Origin of the sequence: Brevibacterium sp. HMSC24B04 (assembly GCF_001806835.1) — a bacterium.
GTDB lineage: Bacteria > Actinomycetota > Actinomycetes > Actinomycetales > Brevibacteriaceae > Brevibacterium > Brevibacterium ravenspurgense.
Genome location: NZ_KV786093.1, coordinates 39,615 through 65,811, shown reverse-complemented (window position 1 = coordinate 65,811; position 26,197 = coordinate 39,615). Strand labels below are relative to the sequence as shown.

Below are 26,197 nucleotides of genomic sequence, written 5' to 3'. Positions count from 1 at the left end.
TCAATTGGCTGTCTGTGTGATTCGCACTCTAAGACTAATAAGAGTCGGCGGCGGAATCGTGCGCGACTGGTTGGATGTCCTTTTCAGTGCGGCTCTGCTTGGCGACGCGGTTCTTCTTTTCGGCGCGGAGCCTGCCGGTGTGTCTGCGGGATGCGGCGATCAGCAGCCAGCCGAACATCGCTCCGGCAAACGGCCAGTAGCTGTAGCGGTACAGGTCTGCCGGTGCTGTGGGGAAATACGTCAGCACGTACAGAATGATCGAGGTGAAAACGGCGCACGCTCCCAGGGACCGGGTGCGGGTGCGCAGGCTGACGACGACACCGGCAATGCTGGCGGTGAACGCTGTTATCCCTAAAAACATAAACGGCATGTATCCGTAGGCTGCGGCGTAGACGTAGCCGGAGTGGATGTCCCGGGCTTTCGGGTGGGTGGGCGGCAGGTCCACCTGGTCTCCCCGGACGGCTGAAGATGCCACTGACGAGGTGCTGGTCAGGAACCGCCACGTGGTTTTGGCTCGGTATTCGGCATAGTCACCCAGGTGGTGTGGAACAGTTGCCTTCCACAGGGCAACCACCGCGTCGGGGTCCTCAACTTCTGTGTACGCTCCGTTGACGCCCAGGCCGTAGCAGTTCCAGTAGGCGTCCCAGATGATTTCGCGGCCTTCTTGTTCTTCGCGCTTCTTGCACGTTTCGCGGGCGAACATGATGCGGTCTTTTTCTGCCTGCGGGCCGTCGGCTGTGAGCACGGCCTGTTCGGGCATGCCGAACACGAGGTCGTCAATGAACACCTGGGTGAACTGTGAGTTCTGGGTGGCGCCGGTGGCGGCGACGAGAGCTTTGTCGGCGGCGAGCACAGTTCCGCCGACAACGCCGGTGGCGATGATCGAAATGACACCGACTTTGACCAGTTCGCCGCGCACGCGACTGCCGCGAGCCCGCAGGAACCACAGAACGAACACCGCAACAATGGGCAGTACGGCAACGGCGGAGTTTTTGCGCACGAGTGCCGCGTAGACCAGGCTGCCGAATGCGACGGCAGCCCACACCCAGCGGCCTTTCGGCTGGAGCAGCGCCAGGAACATCATGAGAACTGCCAGGTACAGGGCGAGCGCCAGGTGGACGTCTTTGTAGAAGACGCCGAGGATGTTGACCATGTTCGGCATGAACAGCATGAACAGGCCCAGGGCTGCGACCCAGGCGCGCCGTGAGATCTTCAGCAGCACGTAGCTGGTGAGCAGTGCGCACACCCAGCCGAAGAACACCTGTGCCCACAGCAGTGCCGTGACGGTGCCAAAGACCTTTGTCAGCTGGTGCCACGTCCAGGTCATCGAGACCGGCTGCCAGTCGTTGTACGGGACTTCGCCGCGAATCTGCCGCACCTGGAAAACCCCGTCGGGGCTGATTCCACCGGGGTACATGGCAAAGATGATGAGGCCGGCAAGCACCGTGCCGATGGCTGCGAGCATGCTCATGACCCGGCGGTGCTCCGCGCTCAGAGGAGCACGTTCAGACACGGCGGGCAAAGGGGCAGCGTGGGGTTCGGCAGCGGTTTTGGGCACAGGAGAACTGTACGGGCTGATCCTCCAAAACCAGTGAACTCCCGGGCGCCTGCCCGTGTGAGAGCTATCTCATCGCACCCGGCGTCGTCCCTGGCGTTCGGCCCACAGAACGAGCCAGCCGAGTATTGCGGCCAGCCACGGCCAGAAAACGTACCGGTAGTCATTAGCTGGTGCGGTGGGCACGTAGGTCATGAGGTACAGAACGGCAGAACTGAAGATGGCCAGCCCGGCGAGCGAACGGCGTTTCTTCTTCGCACCCACAGCGATTCCGGCGGCTGACATTCCCAGTGCCGTTGCACCCAAGTAGAGCCACGGGAAAGTGGCAACGCCGAAGTCGACAACGTAGATGCGCAGGGATGAGCGAAGTGCCTGCGACTGTGCGGGGTAGTCGAAGTTGCGGTCGCGAACGAACTCGAGTTTCGAGGTGAAGAGGAATTTCGTGGTGGTCTGCGCCCGGTATGCGACATAGCTGTCCAAGTGCTGCGGCACCGTCTGCTTCCAAATGCTGGTGACGGCTTCCGGGTCTTCGATTTCTGTGTAGGCGCCTTCCGCTCCCTTGCCGTAGCAGGCCCAGTATCCGTCCCAGATGATCTCCGGCCTGCCGTCTTCATGGCGCACGCGATTCTTATTGCCGCACGCGGCTTTTGCTTGGGCCAGCCGCGTCTTCTCCGCCGCGGAGGCGTCTGCGTCGTCAATGGCCGCCTGCGGCACGGCAAAGATGAGGTCGTCAAGCATCACCTGCGTGTACTGCGAGTTCTCGGTCGGCTTGAGCGCAGCTTTCAAACCGGTGTCAACGCCCATGAGCACCGCGCCGAAGCCGACAACGGCCGCGACCGCGGCAATCAGTTTGCGCCGTTTGGACAGCGTGCGCTTTTCTCCCCCGGGCTTCTTGCTCTTGATGCGCACCAGCAGCCATACGGCTATGACCGCAATGATCGGCAGGACGGCCACCGCGGAGTTCTTCCGCACCAGCCCGGCATAGACCAGGGCTCCGAAAGCCAGCACCGCGAATACCCAGCGAAGCTTGGGCACAACCGGTATCAGCAGCATGAGGATGACCGCGAAGTACAGTGCCAAACCCAGATGGGTGTCTTTCCACACGACTCCGACGAGGTTGACGGTGTTGGGCAGGAAGAGGATGAACAGCCCAGCCAGAGCACTCGAGCCGCGCCGGGACACTTTCAGCAGGTAGTAGGAGGTCAGCACAGCACAGACCCAGGCAGCAGATACCTGCAGGACGAGCATCGAGTTGATGGTCCCAGTGAGGTCAATGAGCCACTGCCACGTCCAGGTCATGGCTATGGGGTGCCAGTCGTTGAGGGGAAGAACCCGCCTAGCCTGCTCCAGCTGAAAAACGGTGTCCTTGGTGAAACCGCCGGGGGCCATCGCGGCATACAGCAGCCAGGCCAGCAGTGCGCCGATGACCGCAGCGGCGGCGAGGATCTGACGGTGGCGGCGGTTGAGAGGCGCCTCAGCGGCGGGGTTACCAGTGCGCGCAGAGGTCACCGAGCGCGGCTTTCCACCGCACTGCGGGCAATGTCATCGAGGGTGAACTGCGCTTTCCATGCCAGATCCGCGTTGATGGCGGCGGGGTCAGCAATGAGCTGTGGCGGATCGCCGGCACGACGGTCGGCCATGACGGGTTCGAGGTCTTCTCCGAGTGCCTTGCCAACGGCATCGATGACTTCAAGGACAGAAGCGCCCGTTCCTGTGCCCACGTTGAACGATGTTCCGCGGATGTTGCCGCCCTTGAGGTAATCGAGCGCGGAAATATGGGCTTCCGCAAGGTCGGCCACGTGAATGTAGTCGCGGATGCACGTGCCGTCGGGGGTGCTGTAGTCGTCACCGAAGACCACCGGCTGCTGTCCCTGAGCGAAACGATTGAGCACGATCGGGATGAGGTTCATGACCGCGGTGTCGGCAAGGTCCGGCCATCCGGTGCCGGCAACGTTGAAGTAGCGCAGCTTCACAGCGGACAGACGACCGGCGGCCATTTGGGCATCAATGAGCCATTCGCCGATCAGTTTGGTGTGACCGTAGGGGTTGATGGGATGGCAGTCGGTTGTTTCTCGCACCATATCGACATCGGGCATGCCGTAGACGGCGGCCGATGACGAAAAAACGAGCGTTTCAATGTGGGCGTCTTCCATGGCCTGCAGCAGGTTGGTGAGTCCTCCCACGTTCTGCTGGTAGTACCACAGTGGGCGCTCAACGGATTCGCCCACTTGCTTCTTCGCAGCAAAGTGGATGACGGAGTCAACGCTGTACTCTGCGAACACTCCGCGCAGCACGTCGGGCGCCTGCGAGGATGCAAGGTCAACTTCGACAATTGGGAGCCCTTCGACACGCGAGCGCACACCGTTGGACATGTCGTCGACGATGACCACGTCATCGCCGCGCTGCTGCAGCAGGCGTACTACGTGCGAACCGATGTAGCCGGCACCGCCGGTCACCATCACTGCCATGTGTTTACCTTCCGGTCATCTGTTTGATTCACGCTGGGCCCATAATCTCACAGCGCATCCCGGTGCTATCACAGTCAGCACTGGGCCGCACACCTAGGAGGATACTGCGTGGCAGGAACGTACATTCTGGCTGAATCACCTCTGCAGCTGCTGTCAGGGCTGGAAGCTCTGCACGCTGTTCAGCACAGAAATGACGTGGTGGTCTGCATACGCGAAGACAGCCCCTCGCTGGCGGCGTTCGCAGGCAACCTGCCGGCGGGACTGCTGCCGGATGACTGTCTGCTGCATTCGGGTTTCCCCTCCCCCGCGCAGGCTGCACAGGCTGATCACCTGCTTCTGGGTGACCCCCTGTCGGGCAGGATCCAGCGGCTGTTGGCCGAATGCGCGGTCCGCCCGGGTGGCCTGCCGCACATCACGGTTCTCGATGACGGCTTTGCCACGGTCCGCGCTATTCGCCTGATTCTCAGCCCCACCCGTCAGGCGCTCGTTCGGGCCCGCGTCAAGCCGACTGTCCGCCGCACTGCCCTGGGCCATGCCGCTGCCGCGGTGCTGCGCGGTGCGCTCAAGTTGGGCCGGCTTTCGTGGTTCAGCGCGCTGACACCGGATGAATCTTTGCCGCAGCGCTTTACGGCAGCCGGCGGGAAGCTCATCCGCCATTCCTTCGAGCAGGTGCGCACGTGTTTGGAAGCCACCGCCCCTGACACTCCCACCGACCGTGCGGTCATTGTGGGTACCGCTCTTGCCGCCGATGGGCTGATCAATCAGCAGGCACTCATCGACTGGACCGCCGAGATCGGCGCACAGCAGCCCGCCCTGTTCTTTGCTCACCGCCGCCAGACGGCCGACGAACTTGCTGTTCTCGACTCCTTGCCTGGCATCACGGTCGTGGAATCCGGCACGCCGCTCGAATTGCGCTTGGCGCCGTTCCCTGCGCACACCCCGGTGTATTCGCTGCCGTCAACGGCTGTCCAGACTCTGCCGCTGGTCATGGACTCCCCCGAAATCCACATCACGGAGATTCCGCGTGCCTGGTGGGAAACGTCGGCCCCGGACTCTCTGCGCCGTGAACTCAACGCGCAGTCTGCTCTCTCACCCGGTCGGATCCTTGATTCTCAGCGCACGAGGCGCCACCGGCTTGTTGCTGTCTGCGACAGCGAGTCGTATCTCAAGTGGGCAGCGGCGATGCTTGACGGCTTCGATGACAGTTTTGAGACTGATCTGTGGATTGTCGAATCCCCCATTCAGCCCACGGGTGAGCAGATTGCCAACGCTGTTGCCGGAACCTCGAGGGCAGAGGCCGAAGTTCCCGTGATTCCGGTGTCCCGTTTGGAGGGTGAACTGTCGGCTGTCAGCCCGGACGTGGTGTTGGCGGCGGCGACGGGCCCCGTCGTCCAGACGGTGTATTCGACTGCCGCGCGCTTGCCGCGCCGGCCCGGTTTGGTGTCGGGCCTTCCCGGTGTGGGTCTGCCGGCAACCGTCAAGGGGCAGCGCTACCGCCGTCGCGGGGATGCTTTTATCGCCCATTCTGAACACGAGCGCCGCCTGTACCGTGAGGTCAACCGGCGTTTGGGTCTGCCGGTCGATGTGTGGGTGGGACGCTTGCCCATGCTGAAGTCCGTGGGCGCTCCGCAGCCGCAGTTTGCTGATGGCACCCCGCCGAACCGCTTGGTGTTCGCCCCGCAGGCTAAGGTTCCACAAGAGCGCAGTCAGCGCCGCATGGTTCTGCTGGAGCTCGCGCGTGCCGGTAAGCAGCTCGGTGTTCCTGTCATCATCAAGGTCCGCAGCCGTCCCGGTGAGCACGAAACCCACCATGAACAGCACACCTACATTGAGATCCTGTCGGAACTCATTGCCGAAGGCGCTGTTGGGCCGGATGACCTTCAGGTTGAGGTTGGGCCGATGGCCGATTTCCTCACAGACGGCGCAGCACTTGTCACGGTGTCTTCAACCGCGGCACTGGAGTCCTTGGACAGGGGTCTGCGCACGTTCATCGTCGGCGATTTCGGTGTCAGCGGGGACATGCTCAACGAGGTTTTCGCCGGTTCGAATCTCATCGGCAGCTTCGATGATCTTGCCGCAGGCAGGTTTCGTCACCCCGACCCGGAATGGCTTGAGGAAAACTACTTCCAGAAGCCCAGTGAGGAACTCACCCAGCAGCTGGCCTGCTTGGCTCGAAGGTCGGAGAACTACGAACTCGATGGTCGGAAGACCCGCGATTCGATTCAGTCGTGGCCGACTCTGCGTGCGGAGCTGCGAGCTCACGCACCCAAGCAGGTGGTCAGCGTGTACCGGTCAGGACGCAGACTCGTCGACAACCTCACGGGTGTCGCGAAAAACCCAGGTGCGGTAGGCGTAGAAGCGGAACGCCATGGCAAGGCCGATGCCGACGATGTTCGTTGAGATGTTGTAGGCGATCGGCCCGCGCAGGCCGAGCACGTACCAGGTGAAGGCCAGCGGCAGCACGGTGATGATCATGCCGGCCCCGTTGACCAGGACGAACAGCACAAAACCGCGCAGGTTCGAACCTGTTTCCCGATCACCGTAGGTCCACAGTTTGTTGCCCATCCAGGCCACAATGACCGACGCGATGGTCGAAATGATCTTCGCTTTGATCGGCCCGTCGTGCAGCAGTGCGGGCACTGCCCACAGGCCGTACACCAAAAGGTTGGACAGCCCAACATCGACGATGTAGCTGACACCGCCGACGGTCAGGAACTGCAGCGCTTCTTTTATCAGCGAGCTGCGCCGGCTCTCACTCATGTCCAGGAGCCGGCAGTGCCAGGTAGTGCAGGCGGGATGTTTCGCGGCGAGCGCGGCGCACACCGTCCATGATGATTCCCACCGACCCCATGAGGAACGCAAGTATCATGCAGCCGGCTGACAGCAGCGCGGTGGGCAGGCGCGGCACGTAGCCGGTTTGGAAGAACTCCCACACCACGGGGATTCCCAAGATGAGTGAAATGAGTGCGAACAGCACGGTCAGTCCGCCGTAGAACAGGCGCGGCCTTTCGTGGGCTGTCAGCTGGGTGATGAGCCACAGGATCCTGAAGCCGTCTTTGAAGGTGGACAGTTTGGAGAAGCTGCCTTCGGGGCGGTCGCGGAAGCCCACGGGGTATTCCGTGTTGGGCAGTCGCAGCGACATGGTGTGCACTGTGAGTTCGGTTTCGATTTCAAAGTGGCGGCTGACCGCGGGGAAGGATTTGACGAATCTGCGCGAGAACACGCGGAATCCGGACAGCATGTCGGTGACGCGGTCGCGGAACATCCAGCTGGTCAGCACGTTGAATGCGCGGTTGCCGCTTTCGTGGCCGGGCCGGTAGGCCGATGCATCGGCGGGAGTGCGCACGCCGAGCACGTGGTCGTAGTTGCTGTCGATCATGGTCTGCACCATGCCGGGGGCGTCGGCGGCTTCGTAGGTGTCGTCACCGTCGATGATCAGGTAAATGTCCGCGTCGACGTCCGCGAAAGCCCGCCGGATGACATTGCCCTTGCCGGGACGGTTTTCAAAGCGCACGATTGCACCCGCTTCCCGTGCGACTTCGGCTGTGTTGTCGGAACAGTTGTTGGCGTAGACGTAGATGTCAGCTCCGGGCAGGGCGGCACGCAGGTCAGAAACGACTTTCCCGACCGTCAGTTCTTCGTTGTGGCAGGGGACGATGGCTGCAATGCGGCGCGAGCCGAAGGGGTTGTTCTCTTGCACTCTCAGCTTCACAGGTTCGACGGGACTGTATGCACAGCAATGGTAGCCCTCCACAGTGAGGGCCATTGCCGAAAAACGGATTTATTCGGCAGGTGTGATCAACGGGACGATATCGCGGGTGATGTAGGTGCCGAGAGTTTTCGAGTATTCGACGGTGATGTGGTTGGAGTCGCGGTAGACGGCGCGCGATCCGATGACCGCCGGGCAGGTGCTCTCGGTGCAGAAGGCATCGAGGGTGTCGGCATAGTCAACCCCGTCATCTGCGGCTTCTGCGGCAGCCCGCAGCGGCTTATTGGATTTCTCTTCTGCCGCTCCAGGCCGCGGGAAGTCGCACGTGCTGGTGTCATCACCTGCGGCCGCCACGCAGTCGGCCATGTTCTCCCCGTCGGGGACTTCGGGGGAATCGCCGAGCGCGATGATCTTCGCGCTGTCCAGTTTGTCTGACAGCTGCTTGAAAACCGAGTCATAGCCGCGCTGCGCAGCTGACTGCCCGCCTGCGAAGTCGTCGTAGCGGCGGTTGGTGATGACCACCGCATCGGGTTTCTGCTGTTCAATGCTGCCCAGCATGTCAGGCACAGCCTGCGAGCACACGAAGCCGTTCCGCCGCTCTTCGAAAGTACGCGGTTCGGGGTTGAGCGGACAGTTTTCGCGTGCGATGACGACAATCTTCCAGCCGTCGCGGCTCAGCGCTTCTTCGAATGCGGGCACCCACTGCACAGCGTGGGAATCCCCTGCCACGACGAGGGTTTTGGTTCCGTTCTTGTCCCCGGTGACACACGGCGGGGTATCTGACGAGGTGCCAAGGGCGGGCACATCACCGCACCCTGCGAACGTGGGATAGTTTTCGCCGATCGAACCCAGGCCCGGTTTGAGGGGCTGGTTTTGGTAGCGCGGTTCGTACATGGTGGTCCGCAGGGAACGGAATCCGGGCCCGAATTCCCCAGCCGTGTTGAGTTCTGGTGGGGCAAATACTTGAGCTTCAGCGGCGGCGACCTTCGCCTCGTCCATTTTGACCAGCGTGTGCGGCACGGTGCCGATACCGACTGCGGCGGTGACAGCGATGAGCGCCCCGGCCAGTGTCAGCGGGGATGAGCGGCGCATGGTCGGTGAGTGCAGGATCGGCTTTTCGAACAGGTAGAAGCTGAATCCGGCAATGAGGATGGAGGCCAGCACGATGATGACGGCTTCGAGCACGGTGGCTTTGCGGCCGGCGAGTGCTTCGAAGAACACGATGATCGGGAAGTGCCACAGGTACATGGAGTACGACCAGTCGCCGATTCTCTGTACGGGCCACAACTCGAACATCCTCTGCGGGGAGCCCCACCCGGTGGTGTGGCCGGCGGTGATGACGGCGGCGGTTGCCGCCACCGGGACGAGTGCGGTCAGGCCGGGGAACGGGATGTCACCGGAGTACACGAAGGCGCAGATGATGATGGTGAGGGTGCCGATCAGTGCCAGCCATTTGCGGGTGCGGGGGAAGCGCACGGGGTCGCCCAGGTAGACCGCCAGAAGACCACCGACTCCCAGTTCCCACACGCGTGACAGCGTGTAGAAGTAGGCGCTGGTGGGGTCGTGCGCGGTGATGTAGACGCTGTAGGCGAACGACCCTCCGACCACTGCGAAGAACAGTACGGTGGCGATCACCCTGACGCGGCGGCGGTGGCGGATGTCGTCGGTGGGGCTTGCCCAGCGGATGCGCTGGGCTATGTGCCATGCGGCGACCACCAGCATGGGCCAGAAGATGTAGAACTGCTCTTCGATCGACAGCGACCAGAAGTGCTGGAACGGCGTCGGGGCGCTGTCTGCTGCCAGATAGTCGACGGATTGTCGCGCCAGTGCGTAGTTCTGCACGTAGAAGCCGGAAGCGACAGCCTGCAGGCTCACGGTGGCAAACTGTGAGCGCGGCAGTATGAAAAGCGACGCGATTGTCACCGTGATGATGGTCAGTGTGGCCGCCGGCAGGATTCGGCGTGCTCGGTTAGCCCAGAAGTCGGCGGCGGAGATTCTGCCGTGTTCGGCTACGCGGCGCAGAAGGCCCGCGGTGATGAGGTAGCCGGAGATGACGAAGAAGACATCCACACCGATGAATCCGCCGGGCAGCCAGTCGGGGTTGATGTGGTAGACGACGACTGCGAGCACTGCGATTGTGCGCAGGGCTTGAATTTCGCCGCGATACTTCCTCACCATCGGGCTTATCTTAGTGAACTTCTTCTGTGCGCGATTTCACGACGCTTTATGACGAGCAGAGCGGTATAGGCCGTCATATGGTGTCACAATTTTCTTTGCTGCCTGTGCTGGTACTCCCCGCCTGCTTGGCACAGCGGCTTATCCCCATGGAAAGGAAACTGCCGGGTGATCACTCTGACTGGCCTGACGAAGGAATTCGCGGGCACCACGGCTTTACGCGGCATCGACTTACAGGTTGATGCCGGACTCATTCACGGCATTGTCGGCCGTTCAGGCGCCGGCAAGTCGACCCTCATCCGCTGCCTGACGGGGCTGGAACGCCCGACGTCCGGCACGGTGGAGATCGATGGGGTCGATGTTACTGAGCTGCGCGGAGCTGCTCTGAGGAGGGCCCGCCGCAACATCGGCATGGTGTTCCAGCACGCTGAGCTGCTGTCGGCGAAGACCGCGCTGCAGAACATTGCCCACCCGCTGTTGGTTGCCGGTGTGGCGAAGAAGGAAGCCTTCGCAAAAGCTGAATCGCTGCTGGCGCGTGTGGGCTTGGAGGGCCGCGGGGACAGTTACCCCGCTCAGCTGTCGGGTGGTCAGCGTCAGCGTGTGGGCATTGCCCGTGCCTTGGCAGCTGACCCGCAGATCCTGCTGTGTGATGAGCCCACCTCGGCCCTTGACTCCACGACGACAGCCCAGATTCTGGGCCTCATCCGCCAGCTGCGTGACGAACTGGGCATTACGGTGCTCATCATCACCCACGAAATGTCGGTGGTGCGTGAAATCTGTGATTCGGTCACTCTGCTGGCTGAGGGCAAGAACATGAAGACGGGCCGTCTGCGCGACATTCTTGCCGATCCGTCGTCACCGCTGGCGAAGGACCTCATTCCCCTGCCGTCGGCACCCCTGCCGAAGGAGGGTGAGGAACGCAGGACTCTGGAAGTCAGCTTGGCGGGAACGTCAGCTGCAAAGCTGTTTGCGTTGGCTGAATCTGCTGGCGCCCCGGTTGCCGAGGTGCAGGCGGGAACTCTTGAGACGATCGACGGTCTGGAGGTCGGCAGGCTGCGTGTGCGCAGTACCGATGACGCTGCCACTGTGCGCCTGGGCAAGGCCCTGGCGGATGCCGGAATCTACTGCAAGGAGGCACGCTGATGTTTGCTTCTGATGTTGTGCTTGCTGCTGCCGACAAGCCCAGGTGGCTGAACAACCCGGCAATCACGAAGGACCTCCTGCCGGCGACGATTGAAACGCTGCAGATGACGGTGTTTTCCACGCTGTTCGCCGTTCTGCTGGGCCTGCCCTTGGGCATTTGGCTGTGGGTAACTGCGAAGGGTTCTCTGGCTCCGCAGCTGACTGTGCACCGGATTGTCAGTGCGATTGTGGACTTCGGCCGTTCGATCCCGTTCATCATTCTGATGATTGCGATCATCCCGTTCACCCGCTTTGTTGTGGGCACGGCTTTGGGTTGGCAGGCGACTGTTGTTCCGCTGGCCATTGGCGCTATTCCGTTTTTTGCCCGTCTGGTTGAGGTTGCGCTGCGCGAGGTCGCAGGCGGCAAGATCGAGGCCGTGCAGATGATGGGTGCTACGAACTTCCAGATCATCCGCCAGGTGCTCATTCCCGAAGCTCTGCCGGGCCTGATTTCCGCTGTCACCGTCACGGCGGTCAACCTGGTGTCGTACACGGCTATGGCCGGTGCTGTTGGCGGTGGCGGTCTGGGCGCTTTGGCTATTTCCTATGGCTACCAGCGCTACCAGGGCGATGTCATGATCGCCTGCATTGTGCTGCTGGTGGCGATTGTCGTCATCATTCAGCGTCTGGGTGACTGGCTGGCTCGCCGGGTCGACCACCGCTGAGCTTTCTCAGAAACTTACGAGGCGGAGGTCCAGTCCCGCGGTGACCCGCGGTTCTGGACCTCCGCCTCGTTCGTGTTTGGGGTCAGAACAAACCGGAGATGACCCCGTCGTCGTCCACGTCGATGGACAGTGCGGCGGGTTTTTTGGGCAGGCCCGGCATGGTCATGATGTCGCCGCAGATGGCGACGATGAAGCCCGCACCTGCGGACAGGCGCACGTCGCGCACTGTGAGGGTGTGACCAGTGGGCGCGCCCAGCTGGGCGGCGTCGGTGCTGAATGAGTATTGGGTTTTGGCGATGCACACCGGCAGGCTGCCGTAGCCGTCGGCGGTGAACATGTCGAGTTTGCGCTTGACCTTGGCGGGCAGGTCAATGCCGTCGGCACCGTAGATGCGTGTGGCGATTGCTTCGATTTTGTTCTCCAGCGGCTGGTCGAGTTCGTAGGCGAACTTCGGCTGCGGCTGGGTGCTCTCAGCAGCTTCGATGACAGCTTGGGCGAGATCGATCGCACCGGCTCCACCTTTGGCCCAGTGGTCGGCAATGGCGACCGTGGCTATGCCGTCAAGTTCTGTTTTCAACGCTTCGAGTTCAGCATCGGTGTCGCTTGGGAAGCGGTTGACGGCGACGACCGTGGGGATGCCGTAGACCTCGCGCAGGTTGTCCAGGTGTTTGCGCAGGTTGGGAAGTCCCGCTTTGAGGGCGTCGATGTTTTCGGTTTCGAGGTCGTTTTTGGCCACTCCCCCGTGGTATTTGAGGGCACGAACGGTAGCGACGACGACTGCCGCGCTGGGAAAGATTCCTGCGGTTCGGCATTTGATGTCGAGGAACTTTTCCGCCCCCAGGTCTGCGCCGAAGCCGGCTTCTGTGATGGCGTACTGGCCGTGGGTCAGCGCTGCTGTGGTGGCGAGAACGCTGTTGCAGCCGTGGGCGATGTTGGCGAAGGGCCCGCCGTGGACGAATGCCGGGGTGTGTTCGATGGACTGCACCAGGTTGGGTGAGAGTGCTTCTGCCAGGAGGGCGGCCATGGAGCCTTGCACGCCGAGGTCGGCGACTGTGACGGGTTCTTTGTCGAAGGTGCGGGCTACAACAATGCGGCCCAAGCGGGCTTTGAGGTCTTTGATGGAAGTCGCCAGGCAGAAGACGGCCATAACTTCGCTGGCCACAACGATGTCGAAGGCGTCTTCGCGGGGCATGCCGCCGGTGAAGCCGCCCAGACCAATGGCGATTTGGCGCAGGGCACGGTCGTTGAGGTCGACCACACGACGGATTTCCACGCGGCGCGGGTCGATGCCGAGTTCGTTGCCGTGCTGCAGGTGGTTGTCGAGTACGGCTGCGGCGAGGTTGTTGGCCAGAGCGATGGCGTTGAAGTCGCCGGTGAAGTGCAGGTTGATGTCTTCCATGGGCAGCACTTGTGCGTATCCGCCGCCAGCGGCACCGCCTTTCATACCGAAGACGGGGCCCAGGGAGGGTTCGCGCAGGGCAAGCACGGCTGGGTGTTTGCCGGCTGGGATGTCCCAGTTTTCCTGCTGTGCAAGTTGGTTGATGCCGTCGGCCAGGCCGATGCTCGTGGTGGTTTTGCCTTCGCCCGCAGGTGTTGGGCTCATGGCGGTGACGAGGATGAGCTTGCCGTGCTCGGCGCCGTTACCGCGCCGAACAACATCAGGTGCGGGCACTTTCGCTTTGTAATGGCCGAACGGAATGATGTCGTCAGCGCCGAGTCCCACCGACTGGGCAATCGAGTCGATGCGCTCAATCTGAACTTTGCGTGCGATCTCCTGGTCAACAGTCATGAGACCAGTGTCTCACTGAGACCGGCTGTTTAGCTTGTCGAATCCCAAAAAGGGAGGCACTGACGCCATGTCAATGCCTCCCTTTAACAGCTGTACGAGCAGCTAAGACTCAGTCGTCTTGTTGCTGAACCAACCGGACGATCTCATCAGCGATCCGCTCTGCGGAATGACCGTCTTCGTGGGGCAGATAGTTTGCGACAAACTCGTCGTACTTGTCTTTGTATTCCTCCAGCCCCTCCGTGATAGCCGTATTCAATGCGTCGCCTAGTTCTGCAGTAGTGCGCACAATCGGGCCAGGCACGGTTGATTCGTAGTCCAGGTACATTCCACGGCTGTTCTCAAGGTAGTTCTCGAGGTCAGGAGCGAAGAAGACCATTGGCCGACGGGTAGCGGCGAAGTCGAACATGATGGAGGAATAGTCAGCGATCAGCACGTCGGTAGCCGCAAGCAGTGTCTGTGCGTCGGGGAATTCGGTCACGTCAAGGACGAACTCGTCTCCGATCAGTTCCATCGCCTTGACGTTTGAATGTGCCCGGATTCCGAGGCGAACATTGCTCGGAAGAGACTGTTTCAAACGTTCAAAGTCAATGCCGATGTCCAGGTGATAGCCAACACCGGCTTTCTGCGACGCATCACGGAATGTCGGGGCGTAGAGGACGAAAATCTCGTCATCACGTAGTCCAAGGTTAGCTCGAGTTTTTGCACGTGCTTCGCGGTGCTGTTCGGGGTTCGCAAGCACATCCACTCGTGGATAGCCGTCAACAATAGTGCGCGCCGCTGACGAGAATGCGGAGTCGAACTTCTCAGCTGCAAAGTCAGACTGGGCGAGCAGAATGTCCCAATACTGGGTTTCGCGCTGCACTTTAGCGCGGTACGCCGGCGACAGGCCGGCGCTGTGCACGTCAGCCCCGATCATTTTCAGCGGGGTACCGTGCCACGTCTGCACGTACAGCTGTCCAGGCTGCTTACGGAAATAGCTTGGGAACTCGCAGTTATTGACGATGATTTGGCTGGTGAACAGAGCCTCGATGTACTTTGCGGAGTGAGTGATTACCGTTTCGGTACCTTCAGGGCTTGCGAAGCTGTCTTGCGCGTTCGACCAATAGAACTTCCAATCTGGCAAACGCTTGCGAAGTTCGAAGTAAAGAGGCTCCGGAATATCCCCCGCGCGTTTTCCGAAAAAGGACTCAAACAGAATGGCCTTGTCCAGTGGCTTATCAACATGAGCGCGAACAGCGCTCTCGATTACTCGAGCGCGATTGTATGTCCCCTTCTCAGCAAACTTCACCGGCGGCACGAGGCGCAACCAAAGGGAACGGGTCTTGGCAGTACGGGTGGCAATAGCAGCGGGAATAGCTTCGTCAAACACCTCAGGCAACGATTTTGCCGCCTTCTCAGAAAGGCGAACCCATTTTCTCGCTGTGGTATCCGTATGACTGTTCACTCCTTCGATTACGAAGTTGTAACCCCCGGCAGGCAAAGGCACTGTGTTGCCGAACCAGTCTTCCGTGGTCAAGTCAACGCTGGCAGCAAATCCACCGTCAGTCCATTCAACATCGGCATCTGCAACCGTCTTGCCATCACGCCGCAAAGCCAAGCTGGCGGGCTTCCACTCGGCAGGCAGTTCAAACCGGCCGTTGAAAGTCATTCGCGTATGACCGCCCTCAGAAACGATGGCATAAGAATCAGCCGTAACAAACCACGGATTTTCATGGATCTTGAGGTTGCCGGCCACTGTGACGCCAACAAAGAGAGGGCCCTCATCGCGAAGATTCTGGAGCTCGTTGAAACCAGGGTGAGGCTTCAGGGGTGTTTGTTTTTTACCATTGACAGCTCGCAGAGTCCAGGTGCTGTCGGCGTTCTTTTCAGCCAAAGATCCACCGAGGGCAGGTAGGACAAACTCAAACCTGCGGCTGCCATCAGGCGAGCTCTGACCAGAGACCATAAAGTCCTGCGACGATCGCCGATTATGGATCCGCAGTTTGTCGAAGCCGGAAACGTGCGCGCCGCGTAATGTGACAGCAAATCGGCGATCGGCAAGTTTCTCGATATCAGCCGACACTTTAGCCCTCTTGACGTTGAACCAGAGGTTACCGTCAGATGAGGGCTCAAGAACCCAACGTCGGCCATCTTCAACGTTCGAGAATCCAGGGTCCGCAGCCGCTGCTGTTTGGTTGAGAGCACCGGCACGATGGTCGATGTCAATGCCGTTGACCGAGACTCTCGCAATAAGCCGCCAGCCCTCTGTCACGTCAAGGTCTTCTGTGTTGATCCGGACTGTGTAGGCAGCATTTTGTGCTGAAACGAGCTGCGACTTGAAACGATTCAACAAGCGCGGTTCAAAACGTTCCGCATCGAGTTCGATTTCCTGGTCGCCGTTTCTGTTGATCAACAACATTCTGGGCGTAGCTTCACGGCCATCAATCAAGTGGTCGCAATATGCGTATCCGGCGATCTCAACAATCGACCCTGTGAGCCATTCGACCCGATCAACGGCGCAGTTAAGTGACACTGAATCTGGCGCTACCTCAAGTATGTCTTGCGGAAGTGGGCCAAAGCGGCTTTCGAAGTCTGTCCCGTCAACCACAAAGCCCGCACCACTTGACTTGAGTTTGAGTCCGGTCCCATGTTCGCTGCGCCAGAGAATCGCCGCAAAGGACTCACTTCGCCCTTTATGGACAGCAAGCCACATGGGCAACCTGACCCAAAACGGAAGGTCATTCCACAGGTGTTCTCCGCTCAGAGCGACGATTTTTTTCAGACCACCGCTGAAAACATCCCAATACTCTTGGCCGGTTCTTTGCGCAACGTCTAGGTACTGGATCAGATCACCGGTCAAGACCTTTTTGAACCAACCGTGCCGCGCAGCTTCTGAGCCCTCGTTGAATACGTGTTGAGTGCCTGCCTCGAGTACTGCAAGCCGGTCTGTGAGGTCATCAATGTTCTCTTTACCTTGGGTGATGGACGATCCGTCATCGCGAAGCAGCCAGTAATAGACCGGGTGTCGAAGGACGTCGAACGATCGTGCCCGCAAGTACGCCTTCGCCATAGGCTCCTGGTCTTCGTAGCGAATGCCGACAGGAAATTCTCCAACTGTCTGCCGGAAGAAATCCATAGAAAAGATCTTGTTGCAAGCCATAGCGTCTTCGAAGATCTCTGGAAAGTCGTCGATAGTGATGCCAAGCCGATCTTCCGGATGGAACTTCTTGGTCCATGCAGATAGCCAGACCTTAGTCCCCTTCTGCCGGTACACTCCACCGCTGACCATGTCGGAGCCAGTACGAAGAATTGTGCGCATCATGACTTGGTAGGCATCACGTGGAATGTGATCATCGGAATCGACAAACGTCAAATAGTCGCCGGTCACGTATTCGAGACCCGTGTTTCGAGCAGCACCGAGTCCACCGTTGACCTTACTGATCACTTTGACGCGGTTGTCCCAACGCGCGTATCGCCGGGCGATGGCTGCCGAGTTATCGGGACTCCCATCATCAACAACGATGATTTCCAAGTTCCGGTAAGTCTGCTGAATCAGGCTGTTCAGGCATTTTGCGATATAAGGCTCAACATTGTAGACCGGCACAATGACCGACAACTTGGGTTTGCCGGACTGAGAACCGGTCAGAAGTGTCACGACCCGCTGCCGCAGAGCTGGGTGAACGCCGTCACGGACTCTGCGCCGCGTTTCTGCTGGCATGCGCTTCACTGCGCGGCCCAGCATTTTTCGAACTGCCTGTTTCATTGAACCCTTCTGTCCATTGAATATTCACGCTGTGTTCAATCGAATTGACCCTTTATCCTATCCCGTCGCCCTCTCCCAGAACCGGCTCCCAGCTTGGCGAGTTGTAGTTTCTGCGACCTGGATAAAGAACGCACAGCCGCCAGTCTTCCTCGCGGCCATTACAATGTCTTCGACTTGTTGTATCCCAGGAGGGCTCGTGCGTCAGTTTGTTCGCGACACCATTCTCACAGTCCTGCGATCCCGCGCGTGGAAAGCCACGAGCCAGCGGATCCGCGGTACTCGAGACTTCACACTGACAGCCCGGGAGTACGAAAACAGCGCGGCTCCTGGCGCCAAGGCGCTTGTCTACTTTGGCGACACTCACTCGAAGCTCTACCAGCTCGACCAGTGGCTGCCGGTTCTGGAGGAGCTCAACAAAACAGTTCCCACCGCGGTACTCCTCCGCCGCCCTTCTGCAATTACCGAAACAGCGGAGGCCACTACCCTGCCAATCGTGTTCCGTCAGAGCTTTGACGACATGATGACGTATGTGGAAGAACACCAGCCGAAGCTGATCCTCTATGTCAACAACGGTCAATCAAACTTTCAGCTCCTGAGTTACGCGCCCGCGGTACACGTTCACATCAACCACGGTGAATCCGACAAGCTGTCCATGGTCTCAAACCAAGCAAAGGCCTATGACGCCGTGTTCACAGCAGGCCCCGCCGCACTGCGCAGACACCAGCGGGCACTTGTCGATTTCGACGAATCCAAACTGATCGAAGTTGGCAGGCCCCAGCTTGACCTCGACTACGAACCTGAACTTCCCACAAGCGACAAACGCACTGTCATGTATGCGCCAACGTGGGAAGGCGAGAACGACAACAACAACTACACATCGATCGACTGCTTCGGCCCCGCTATCGCTGCCGCTGCTCTCGCAACGCCGAACACACGTCTCATCTATAAACCGCACCCTCGTGTGGCTGATTCACAGGACGAGGGAATGCGGGCCGGTCACGCCATGATTCTTGAGCTGATCGAGAAAGCTAACGCTGAGGGTGGCGAGCACCTTGTTCTGACCGAGGGCAACATCCTGGCCATGTTCGACGATGTTGACCTCATGATCACCGATATTTCCAGTGTCGGTTTGGACTTCCTCTACCTCAAAGCAGACAGTCCGCTGCTGCTGACGGACCGCCGTACAAACCGCGCCAAGCTTGTCGACGAATCCCCAATCGCTTCCAGCGTGCCGATCATCGACGACTCAACGGTCAATGACATCCAGACGATGATCGAAGCAGAGCTGACAAGCGGCGGCAATACAGAAGCCCGCGCCGAAGCGCGAGCTCTGTACTTCGGAAACCACGAGGTCGGCGAGTCCAAGCAGGCGTTCATATCAACCGTTGAACGCCTTATTGCCGAACGCGAAGCGAAGCACATCAACCGCAACTACATGGTGTCAGCGGCCGAAGCCAAAGACGGCAACCCCTGATCGAAAAATACACGAGCTATCGCTGCCTACCCCCACCAAACCAGGCGAGAGTCACCTTCCGGTCAGATCAACCGCAGAGGTCAATAGCCCATTCGGCCAAGTCATTTGCGTCCTAGAGTTCGCTGCAGTTTACGGCTGGCCCGCTTCAGCAACGGATTCTTGGATTTATAGACACGGCGCATCGCCTCATCGACGTAAACAGAAACCGGATCGAGATCTTGCGCGGCCGCTGAGCCGAACGCCTTATCAGCCGGTGAAGGGTCCGCACTCATCTTTCTAGATACCCGCTCCCAGTGCGGATCCTCGCTGAGTGCGCGTTTAAACAATTTACTGAGACGTGTATTAGATTCCATGACCTCATCACGACTCGCCTTACCAAACTTCGGGAAAAGCATTTTGTTGTACAGCTGGATCAGCAGCGTGCGCTTGTGCAAAATATCTGCAGGACGGCCAGGTTCCAGAAGAAGGTCAGTCTCGGTGTAATGAATTGGCGCACAGATCTCCCGGTCCATCTGGACGTAGTCAATTTTTTCAGCAAGTGGCCACAGAATGTCGTAGCCGATACCTGCCCATTTCTGCTTGAGATCGCCGTCCAGCACACGGTCCGCACCTTCCAGCCATTTTTGAATCAAGGGGTGGCCAGGAACCGACGCGACCAACCCAATACTCGGCTGGTTCGGCTGCCAACCGTAGAACAAGGCTCCAGACTTTTCGATGAGGTCCGTAATCATGCTTAATGGGCGAAACACAATTGTGTCTACGTCCATCCACATGCCGCCGTTCTGAGCTAAAACCGCTGCGCGAATATAATCAGCCTTGTGGGCAACTTCGGGAATATCTGAGAAGTCAGAACGCAAACCGGAAACGTAGTCATTCACGTTTTCAGGGTTCAACTCAACTAGGTCCCAATCGCCTTTGTGCTTGAGGATTGTATCCTTGCACAGGCTGATGTAGCCGGGCATCTGGCTAGAATATTTGTTCTCCCAGTAGATCCAGATAGTTTTGTTCACGAAACACTGACCCCTTTTTAGCGGCTGTTGCAATCGTCAGTGCAACAAATCCTTGACCCTGCGAGACAAAGTTCAGCACTGAACCTTAGCTCGGACAGATTTACTATTTTTCGACAAAGCTTAGCACTGCTCAAATAATCGGCGGGCGACCCTTGAAGCTCATGCGCAAGACACCGCGTTTGCTGAGTTTGGTTTCGTCTTCTTCGCCATCCCACGGGTTGTCGCGCCAACCGTCAGCCCAGCCTTTGAACCACGGTTTGAGCTGTTCAGGTTTACGCGCCCACCTGAGCACCTGGACGCCTGTCCAGGAACCCACATAGGCCCAGCTGAATGGCCACGGCAGATTTCTGCGGGCCAACCACACGCGGTTGCGGGCGTTCATGTAGAAGTACTCGTCGTGGCGCTTCGGGTCAATCACGGGGTGGGCCACTGCAAGATCACCCATGTACCACACGTCATAGCCGGCATCCCATACGCGCCAGGCCAGTTCAATGCCTTCGTGGGCATACCAGAACGAACCCGGCCAGCCACCACATTCATCAAAGGCCTTGCGCTGCATGCCGATGGCGCCCTCCCACACGGAGAACACGTTCGACGAATGGCTTGCAGATTTCTTACGCAAACGCGGAATCCACCGCTTAGGCGCATTCGGGTTGTCCGGATCAACCACACGGGGCTGAACCAGACCAACACTGGGATTTTCACGCATGTACTGCGCCATCCGCCACAGCGTGTCCTCATCCGGCAGCCAGGCATCGTCATCGAGGAAGAACAGGAACTCGCCCTTAACCAGGGGCACACCAGCATTGCGTCCGGCAGGAATTCCCACGTTTTCGGGCAGCATGTGGGTTTTGACTTCCTCCGGCAGTCCCACAGGGTCCCAGCCATTGCCCACGCACACAACGTCAAGGTTCACGTTCCGCTGGGCCAACAGCGAATCGATACCCCTTTTCAGGTCATCCATCCTTTTGCCCATGGTGAGGATGACGACGCCGTAGTCGAAAACTTCCATCAGCCGAGCCTCCTGGAGAACCAGATCGACACAAAGTGCCCGACGACCGACAGCGCGGCAAGCGGGACCATCACCAGGATCATCCACCGTTCACCGGTCAGTTCTGGGCCGCCGGAAGCAACCACGATGAGTGACACCACGCTTGCCGCAACAGCCAGCATCGACATTTCGACCGAATGCCAAATGCGGTGGAACGGCACAAAACGCGCAAGCTGTTTCACACGGGCAAGACCGCCATGTGTCACAGCAGTTGCCGCAGCGGAGTCTTCCAGCTTGTCCAGGCCGTTGAAGGCACGGCTCATGTGCACCAAACTGTTGAGCGCCTTGTTCAACAGCACGAGCGAGGACACCACTCCCCCAGCAACCAGGTAGGGGTAGGCGAACCCTGGATCGGACTTCAGCAGTCCCAGGTCACTCACTGCCCGCACGCCCAACATGAAGGCGACGAAGCCTTCTGTTGTGTAGTGGCCAACCGCGTCAAGGAAAACACCCTTTGCACTGCGGGTGCCGCGCCAGCGTGCAACCTCGCCGTCACAGCAGTCGAAGTACAGCTGCAGCTGCGAAAAGAACAGTGCGAGGAGTGCACCCCACACACCGGGGATGAGCAGCGCAAAGCCGATTGCCCATCCGGACAGGATCATCAGTCCCGTCACGCCGTTGGCGGTGATGGGTGTGCGCACCAGCAGTGCTGTCAGATAAATAGAGATGTGCCGCAGGTACAGCTCTGCTGTCCAGTGTTCGGCATTTTTGCGCGCGCGCACTTCCGGCGGCTGGGCAACAGCTCGCAGCTGTTCCAGCGTCGGGTTCTTAGGCCGGGAAGAGTGTGCTTCGCTCATATCTCAAGGCTAGGTGTCACTCCAACAGAAACGCTGGAGTTTACTGACTGAGGTCTCCCTTGATCTTGGTGGTGGAGATTTCCGGCGTGCGCGGGAGGTAGACGACGTCACACAGGTCTTTGAGGTCGTCGAATTTGCCTTCCCAGTCGTCACCCATGACAAAGGTGTCGATGTGGTACTTCTCGATGTCGGTCCGCTTCTGTTCCCACGTGTTTTCGGGGATCACGAGGTCGACGTAGCGGATAGCTTCGAGCATGTTCTTGCGGTCGTCCCACGAAAAGTACGACTTCTTGCCCTTGCCGGCGTTGAATTCGTCGGTTGACAGTGCAACGACCAGGTAGTCGCCCTGTGCTTTACAGCGCTGCAGCAGTCGGATGTGGCCGTAGTGCAGCAAGTCAAAGGTGCCGTAGGTGATGACACGGCGCATGAAAAAGCCCCTTGCTTAACTTGAAGTTAACTTGCAGATCATATAAACGATACCCCACGGCCTACTTGAAGTCCCGTCTGATTGCCTGTTGAGCCCGTGCCGTTCACCACAGCCGGGGAGCTGCCGCCTCAGACTCTACGCGGCAAAGAAGAACTAAAATAGATGCGATGAAAGCGTCACTGTCACGGCTTCTGCGCCGCATCATCCCCAACTCAAGCGGTCCCCGCCCCCAGCAAGTCCTTCCAGCGGGGAACTACTACACCGTGCTGTGGCGCATCCCCGAAACATTCGGCGGAATGACATCGGTGGCGCTCGAACGATCGTCAGCTTTTGCTCGCCAAGACAACCGTCCTGTCGAAATCCTCACGTTTTCCCCGAACAACAGCGGCAAGGACCGCGAACAGGAACTCAAAACTGAAGGCCGACTGGATGACCGTGTTTCCATCCGGAACATCTGGGAAGACCTCGGCACGTGGTCTGACGATGAGCTTGCCCGCATGAAAGGCATGGCAGAACCTGACCTCGGCGCCCTCAAAGATGCACTCCCCCACACCTCGGGAAACACACGCGAACAGCGCGCAGACGATGCCGATACGGTCCTCCAGACCGACTACTACAGCACGCAGGGCCACCTGCGCATCATCGACCGTCACGACGCCACAGAACGCGGCACCACAGGCGGCCGCCTGCTGACGCTCCTAGACTCCCGCGGAAGGATTGTCGCACAGTGGCGCTCCGGCGGCGCATTCTACAAAGCGTGGCTCAACGCAGTATTCGGCAACGAGCCAAGTTACGTCATTGTCGATTCGGGCTATGCAAGTTCAATCTTCCGCACCTACCGGAAGAAGAACATTGTGTTCTGCCACGTGCTGCACAGCAACTTCCTCAAGAACGAAAGCGTAGACCCGCGCGAACTCAACCGCGGCAGGTTCGACATCTTTCATAATGCCGATCGTTTTGATCGGGTCATCGCACTGACCCACGCCCAACAGCAGGACATGTTCGCGCTGAACCTGTCTTCGGGCAACCTCACGGTCGTTCCTAACTTGGTTCGCGACCTCCACGGCGATGCCGAAGCACCCCGTGATAAGGCTCACGGAATCATGCTTGCCCGGCTTACCAAAGGCAAGAGGATTGATCACGCTATCCGGGCAACCGCAGCGGCCTCTCAGAACACACCGAGACTGCACTTGGACGTCTACGGCGATGGCGATATGCACGCCGAACTCACCCAGCAGATCAACGCCAACAACGCCGGTGAGCACATCACCCTGTGTGGTTTTGCCAGCAATGCGAAAGAACGCTTCCGGGAAGCATCATTCAGCCTCCTGACAAGCAAGCAGGAAGGTCAAGGCCTCGTGCTGTTGGAAAGCATGTCAGCTGGATGCATCCCGATTGCCTACGACATCAAGTACGGCCCAGCCGACATCATCACCGACGGTGTCGACGGCTTTCTCATCCCCGACGGCGATATTGACGCTCTGGCAAACGCGATCACGACGGTCGCGACGATGGACAAAGCCGCTCTGCGCACCATGCGCCGCAATGCCATTAAGAGGGCGAAGGATTTCTACGAAACCGCTGTCGTCAACAAGTGGGCGACCATGTTCCGCGAATGCTCTTTCGAACCGTTCCAACGCTCTCAGGCCACAGCGACGCTCACCTCGCTGACGTTGACAGACACCGGGATTGAACTCGAAGCCACCGTCCAGGACCACCCCTGGAAGCAGACTTCCCGCACATACGTGTCGTGGCGGCTGGCCGGCAAAACCTATTACGGCCGCACACCTGCCGAGTTCGACGGAACCACCCTGCGGGCAGAAATCCCTCTGTCCGAGCTGGAACTGCTGCCCGCAGGCACCCTGGAACTGTCCGCGGACTTCGTTGAGGGCCGTTCCTTCCACCGCACCCGCATCCTCGCTGACGAAACCCCCGCGGCAGCTGGCTCCTTCTTCACCCCGGTACTGACCGACAAAGGCCAGTTGAACCTGCAGATAGAAGCTGACTGACACCTCGCGAGGTGGAGGTTGGCTTAGCAGCCATCCTCACCCGCGTGTGGTGGTGAGAAAACGATTGTGGGCGGTTCCGCTAATGCGGAACCGCCCACAATCGTTTATCGGCCTGTCTGCGTGCGCGCCCGGTTCTCACCAACCGGGCGCGTCAGCAGATGAGCGTCAGTTGTTCTTGCGGCGCGAACGAGCAACCATCAGAACACCTGCGGCGAGCAGACCAGCTGCTGCAGCCAGTGCACCAGCGATCTCAACACCAGTACGCGGCAGCGGAGCATTGCTCGAGCCCTTGTCACCGGAGTCACCAGGCTTGCCGGGGGCCGGTGCAGGCTTACCTTCACCAGAGCCGGTCTTGCCCTTGTCGTCCACCGTGACAGTGATGGTGTCAATGACGTTGCCGTCCTTGTCCTTCACGGTCACGACGATCTTGTCACCGGGCTTGGCGTCATCGTTGATGTCAACGACGATGTTGCCGTCCTTGTCGATTTCAGCCTTACCGGGGCCTTCGACCTCAACGGTCGAGCCGTCCGGAACCGGGCCGCCATCGTTCGGGATGACAATCTTGTCGCCAGGCTTACCGTTGCCGTCCTTCCAGTCAGGCTGGTCAGCAGGCTTTTCAACCTCGACGACTACGCGGTCGATCTCGTTGCCGTCCTTGTCCTTGACAATGACAACAACCTTGTCGCCAGGCTTGGCGTCCTTGTCGATGTCGACAATCAGGTTGCCGTCTTCATCGATTTCAGCCTTACCAGGACCTTCCGTCTCGACGGTGCTGCCGTCCGGAACCGGACCGCCATCGTTCGGGATTTCGACCTTGTCGCCAGGCTTACCCTTGTCGTCCTTCCAGTCCGGCTTCTCAGCAGGAGCGTCAGGCTTCTCAACCGTGATGGTGACGTCAACGTTGTCCTTCGAACCATCCGGGTAAGTCACCTCAACCGGAACGGTGATCTTGTCACCAGGCTTGGCGTCTTCCGGAATCGGAACCGTGATTTCACCGGTGTTTTCATCAACCTTCACACCGTCGGGAGCGTCGTCACCAGGGGTGAACGTGGTGCCGTCAGGAGCTTCGGTCGGGTTGCCGTCCTTGTCCTTGAACTCAGGAGCGGGAACCTTGACATCTTCACCAGGCTTACCGGAGCCGTCTTCGTAGCCGGGTTCGAACTCGTCCTTCTGTTCGGTGTCAGGCTTGGACGGTTCGGTGACAGTCACGGTCGATTCGTCGATCGTGTTGCCTTCCGGGTCCTTCACCTCGACAACGATCTTGTCACCAGGCTTAGCGTCCTCGTCGATGTCAACGACGAGGTTGCCGTTTTCATCGATTTCAGCCTTACCGGGGCCTTCGACCTCAGTCGTGGAGCCTTCCGGAACGTCGCCACCGGTGTTCGGGACGGTCACCTTGTCACCGGGTTCACCTTCGCCGTCGCCCCATTCGGGCTTCGAGTCAGGGTCGGTGACAGTAACAGTCACGTCCACCTTGTCGGTGCTGCCATCCGGGTAGGTCACAGTCACAGGAACCGTGATCTTGTCACCAGGCTTGGCGTCAGCCGGAATCTGGACCTTCAGCGATCCATCTTCAGCAACTTCGACACCGTCCTTGTCGGTGGTGAACTTGGTGCCTTCCGGAACGGTGACAGTGTCGCCGTCCTTGTTGGTGAAGGTCGGAGCGTCGACCGGAGCGGTGGTACCAGGCTGGCCAGCACCGTCGGTGTACTTCGGTTCGAGCTCGTCAGCCTGCTTAGTGTCAGGCTGCTCCGGAGCATCAGGTTCTTCAACCGTGACGGTGACGTCAACGTTGTCCTTCGAACCATCCGGGTAAGTCACCTCGACAGGAACAGTGATCTTGTCACCAGGCTTCGCATCCTCAGGGATGGTAACGGTGATCTCACCAGTGTTCTCATCGATGGTCACACCGTCAGGCGCGTTGTCGCCAGGACCGAACGTGGTGCCCTCAGGCGGTGTAGCTGCGTTGCCGTCCTTGTCCTTGAAGGTAGGCTCGTCGATCTTGACATCGTCACCAGGCTTACCCGAACCATCTTCGTAACCAGGCTCGAACTCTTCGTTCTGCTTGGTGTCCGGAGCGTCAGGTTCTTCAACCGTGACGGTGACGTCGACGTTGTCCTTCGAACCATCCGGGTAAGTCACCT

The 26,197-nt window shown here is 59.4% G+C and carries 18 protein-coding genes; 5 read left to right on the top strand and 13 right to left on the bottom strand.

Annotated features, from left to right (window positions below):
- Positions 1 to 34: 34 nt before the first annotated feature.
- The 3 genes from HMPREF3092_RS06780 to galE form a co-directional block, all read right to left on the bottom strand.
- Positions 35 to 1,471: a hypothetical protein gene (locus HMPREF3092_RS06780; protein ID WP_176745705.1), complete on the bottom strand. Its 1,437-nt coding sequence runs from the start codon at positions 1,469 to 1,471 to the stop codon at positions 35 to 37.
- 156 nt (positions 1,472 to 1,627) lie between these two features.
- Positions 1,628 to 3,064 (bottom strand): hypothetical protein, encoded by a 1,437-nt coding sequence (locus tag HMPREF3092_RS06775; RefSeq protein ID WP_070424307.1) that lies wholly within the window; start codon positions 3,062 to 3,064, stop codon positions 1,628 to 1,630.
- Entirely contained in the window at positions 3,061 to 4,023 is a 963-nt protein-coding gene (gene galE, locus HMPREF3092_RS06770) for a UDP-glucose 4-epimerase GalE (RefSeq protein WP_070424306.1), read from the bottom strand. The genes HMPREF3092_RS06775 and galE overlap by 4 nt, the downstream gene beginning before the upstream one ends.
- Positions 4,024 to 4,131: 108 nt before the next feature.
- Here galE and HMPREF3092_RS06765 point away from each other — a divergent pair, with 108 nt between their 5' ends.
- Positions 4,132 to 6,423 carry a DUF6716 putative glycosyltransferase gene (locus tag HMPREF3092_RS06765; protein ID WP_070424305.1) on the top strand — a complete coding sequence of 764 codons (2,292 nt, stop codon included), beginning with the start codon at positions 4,132 to 4,134 and terminating at the stop codon, positions 6,421 to 6,423.
- Here the strand turns inward: HMPREF3092_RS06765 and HMPREF3092_RS06760 are convergent.
- From HMPREF3092_RS06760 to HMPREF3092_RS06750, 3 genes are all read right to left on the bottom strand, one after another.
- A complete protein-coding gene (locus tag HMPREF3092_RS06760) occupies positions 6,316 to 6,783 on the bottom strand; it encodes a GtrA family protein (RefSeq protein WP_070424304.1) in 468 nt (155 codons plus the stop codon). The two genes, HMPREF3092_RS06765 and HMPREF3092_RS06760, sit on opposite strands and share 108 nt — an antisense overlap.
- Positions 6,776 to 7,735, bottom strand: coding sequence for a glycosyltransferase (locus HMPREF3092_RS06755; protein ID WP_256174396.1), 960 nt, complete (start codon positions 7,733 to 7,735; stop codon positions 6,776 to 6,778). The genes HMPREF3092_RS06760 and HMPREF3092_RS06755 overlap by 8 nt, the downstream gene beginning before the upstream one ends.
- A gap of 69 nt (positions 7,736 to 7,804) precedes the next feature.
- Entirely contained in the window at positions 7,805 to 9,910 is a 2,106-nt protein-coding gene (locus HMPREF3092_RS06750) for an acyltransferase family protein (protein WP_070424302.1), read from the bottom strand.
- A gap of 165 nt (positions 9,911 to 10,075) precedes the next feature.
- On the opposite strand from HMPREF3092_RS06750, the gene HMPREF3092_RS06745 reads away from it, so the two are divergent.
- Together HMPREF3092_RS06745 and HMPREF3092_RS06740 are read left to right on the top strand one after the other, a co-directional pair.
- On the top strand, positions 10,076 to 11,050 hold the full coding sequence (locus HMPREF3092_RS06745; RefSeq protein ID WP_070424301.1) for a methionine ABC transporter ATP-binding protein: 975 nt from the start codon (positions 10,076 to 10,078) through the stop codon (positions 11,048 to 11,050).
- Positions 11,050 to 11,754: a methionine ABC transporter permease gene (locus tag HMPREF3092_RS06740; protein WP_070424300.1), complete on the top strand. Its 705-nt coding sequence runs from the start codon at positions 11,050 to 11,052 to the stop codon at positions 11,752 to 11,754. Before HMPREF3092_RS06745 ends, HMPREF3092_RS06740 begins: the two co-directional genes overlap by 1 nt.
- 82 nt (positions 11,755 to 11,836) lie before the next feature.
- Here the strand turns inward: HMPREF3092_RS06740 and HMPREF3092_RS06735 are convergent, their stop codons facing one another.
- Positions 11,837 to 13,543 (bottom strand): formate--tetrahydrofolate ligase, encoded by a 1,707-nt coding sequence (locus tag HMPREF3092_RS06735; RefSeq protein WP_070424299.1) that lies wholly within the window; start codon positions 13,541 to 13,543, stop codon positions 11,837 to 11,839.
- 109 nt (positions 13,544 to 13,652) lie between these two features.
- Positions 13,653 to 17,285 (bottom strand): bifunctional glycosyltransferase/CDP-glycerol:glycerophosphate glycerophosphotransferase, encoded by a 3,633-nt coding sequence (locus tag HMPREF3092_RS06730; RefSeq protein ID WP_070424298.1) that lies wholly within the window; start codon positions 17,283 to 17,285, stop codon positions 13,653 to 13,655.
- 196 nt (positions 17,286 to 17,481) lie between these two features.
- On the opposite strand from HMPREF3092_RS06730, the gene HMPREF3092_RS06725 reads away from it, so the two are divergent.
- Positions 17,482 to 18,759: a CDP-glycerol glycerophosphotransferase family protein gene (locus HMPREF3092_RS06725; protein ID WP_239233626.1), complete on the top strand. Its 1,278-nt coding sequence runs from the start codon at positions 17,482 to 17,484 to the stop codon at positions 18,757 to 18,759.
- A gap of 101 nt (positions 18,760 to 18,860) precedes the next feature.
- Here the strand turns inward: HMPREF3092_RS06725 and HMPREF3092_RS06720 are convergent, their stop codons facing one another.
- The 4 genes from HMPREF3092_RS06720 to tagD form a co-directional block, all read right to left on the bottom strand.
- A complete protein-coding gene (locus tag HMPREF3092_RS06720) occupies positions 18,861 to 19,769 on the bottom strand; it encodes a glycosyltransferase family 32 protein (RefSeq protein WP_062020460.1) in 909 nt (302 codons plus the stop codon).
- A gap of 130 nt (positions 19,770 to 19,899) precedes the next feature.
- The gene (locus HMPREF3092_RS06715; RefSeq protein ID WP_070424295.1) at positions 19,900 to 20,781 is read right to left on the bottom strand and encodes a glycosyltransferase family 2 protein; all 882 of its coding nucleotides are present in this window, start codon (positions 20,779 to 20,781) and stop codon (positions 19,900 to 19,902) included.
- A complete protein-coding gene (locus HMPREF3092_RS06710) occupies positions 20,781 to 21,617 on the bottom strand; it encodes a CDP-alcohol phosphatidyltransferase family protein (RefSeq protein WP_070424294.1) in 837 nt (278 codons plus the stop codon). The genes HMPREF3092_RS06715 and HMPREF3092_RS06710 overlap by 1 nt, the downstream gene beginning before the upstream one ends.
- Before the next feature lie 40 nt (positions 21,618 to 21,657).
- Positions 21,658 to 22,044 (bottom strand): glycerol-3-phosphate cytidylyltransferase, encoded by a 387-nt coding sequence (gene tagD / locus HMPREF3092_RS06705; protein WP_061941971.1) that lies wholly within the window; start codon positions 22,042 to 22,044, stop codon positions 21,658 to 21,660.
- 167 nt (positions 22,045 to 22,211) lie between these two features.
- Here tagD and HMPREF3092_RS06700 point away from each other — a divergent pair, with 167 nt between their 5' ends.
- A complete protein-coding gene (locus HMPREF3092_RS06700) occupies positions 22,212 to 24,053 on the top strand; it encodes a glycosyltransferase (protein ID WP_070424293.1) in 1,842 nt (613 codons plus the stop codon).
- 165 nt (positions 24,054 to 24,218) lie between these two features.
- On the opposite strand, the gene HMPREF3092_RS06695 is transcribed toward HMPREF3092_RS06700, so the two are convergent.
- On the bottom strand, positions 24,219 to 26,197 hold a 1,979-nt coding region (locus HMPREF3092_RS06695; RefSeq protein WP_176745704.1), incomplete at its 5' end, for a YPDG domain-containing protein.

Bases quoted from the DNA above. Each gene is read 5' to 3' on its own strand.
- HMPREF3092_RS06780 (WP_176745705.1), bottom strand. From the start codon at position 1,471: ATGAGCATGCTCGCAGCCATCGGCACGGTGCTTGCCGGCCTCATCATC.
- galE (WP_070424306.1), bottom strand. From the start codon at position 4,023: ATGGCAGTGATGGTGACCGGCGGTGCCGGCTACATCGGTTCGCACGTA.
- HMPREF3092_RS06760 (WP_070424304.1), bottom strand. From the start codon at position 6,783: ATGAGTGAGAGCCGGCGCAGCTCGCTGATAAAAGAAGCGCTGCAGTTC.
- HMPREF3092_RS06750 (WP_070424302.1), bottom strand. From the start codon at position 9,910: ATGGTGAGGAAGTATCGCGGCGAAATTCAAGCCCTGCGCACAATCGCA.
- HMPREF3092_RS06740 (WP_070424300.1), top strand. From the start codon at position 11,050: ATGTTTGCTTCTGATGTTGTGCTTGCTGCTGCCGACAAGCCCAGGTGG.
- HMPREF3092_RS06735 (WP_070424299.1), bottom strand. From the start codon at position 13,543: ATGACTGTTGACCAGGAGATCGCACGCAAAGTTCAGATTGAGCGCATC.
- HMPREF3092_RS06730 (WP_070424298.1), bottom strand. From the start codon at position 17,285: ATGAAACAGGCAGTTCGAAAAATGCTGGGCCGCGCAGTGAAGCGCATG.
- HMPREF3092_RS06715 (WP_070424295.1), bottom strand. From the start codon at position 20,781: ATGGAAGTTTTCGACTACGGCGTCGTCATCCTCACCATGGGCAAAAGG.
- HMPREF3092_RS06710 (WP_070424294.1), bottom strand. From the start codon at position 21,617: ATGAGCGAAGCACACTCTTCCCGGCCTAAGAACCCGACGCTGGAACAG.
- tagD (WP_061941971.1), bottom strand. From the start codon at position 22,044: ATGCGCCGTGTCATCACCTACGGCACCTTTGACTTGCTGCACTACGGC.
- HMPREF3092_RS06700 (WP_070424293.1), top strand. From the start codon at position 22,212: ATGAAAGCGTCACTGTCACGGCTTCTGCGCCGCATCATCCCCAACTCA.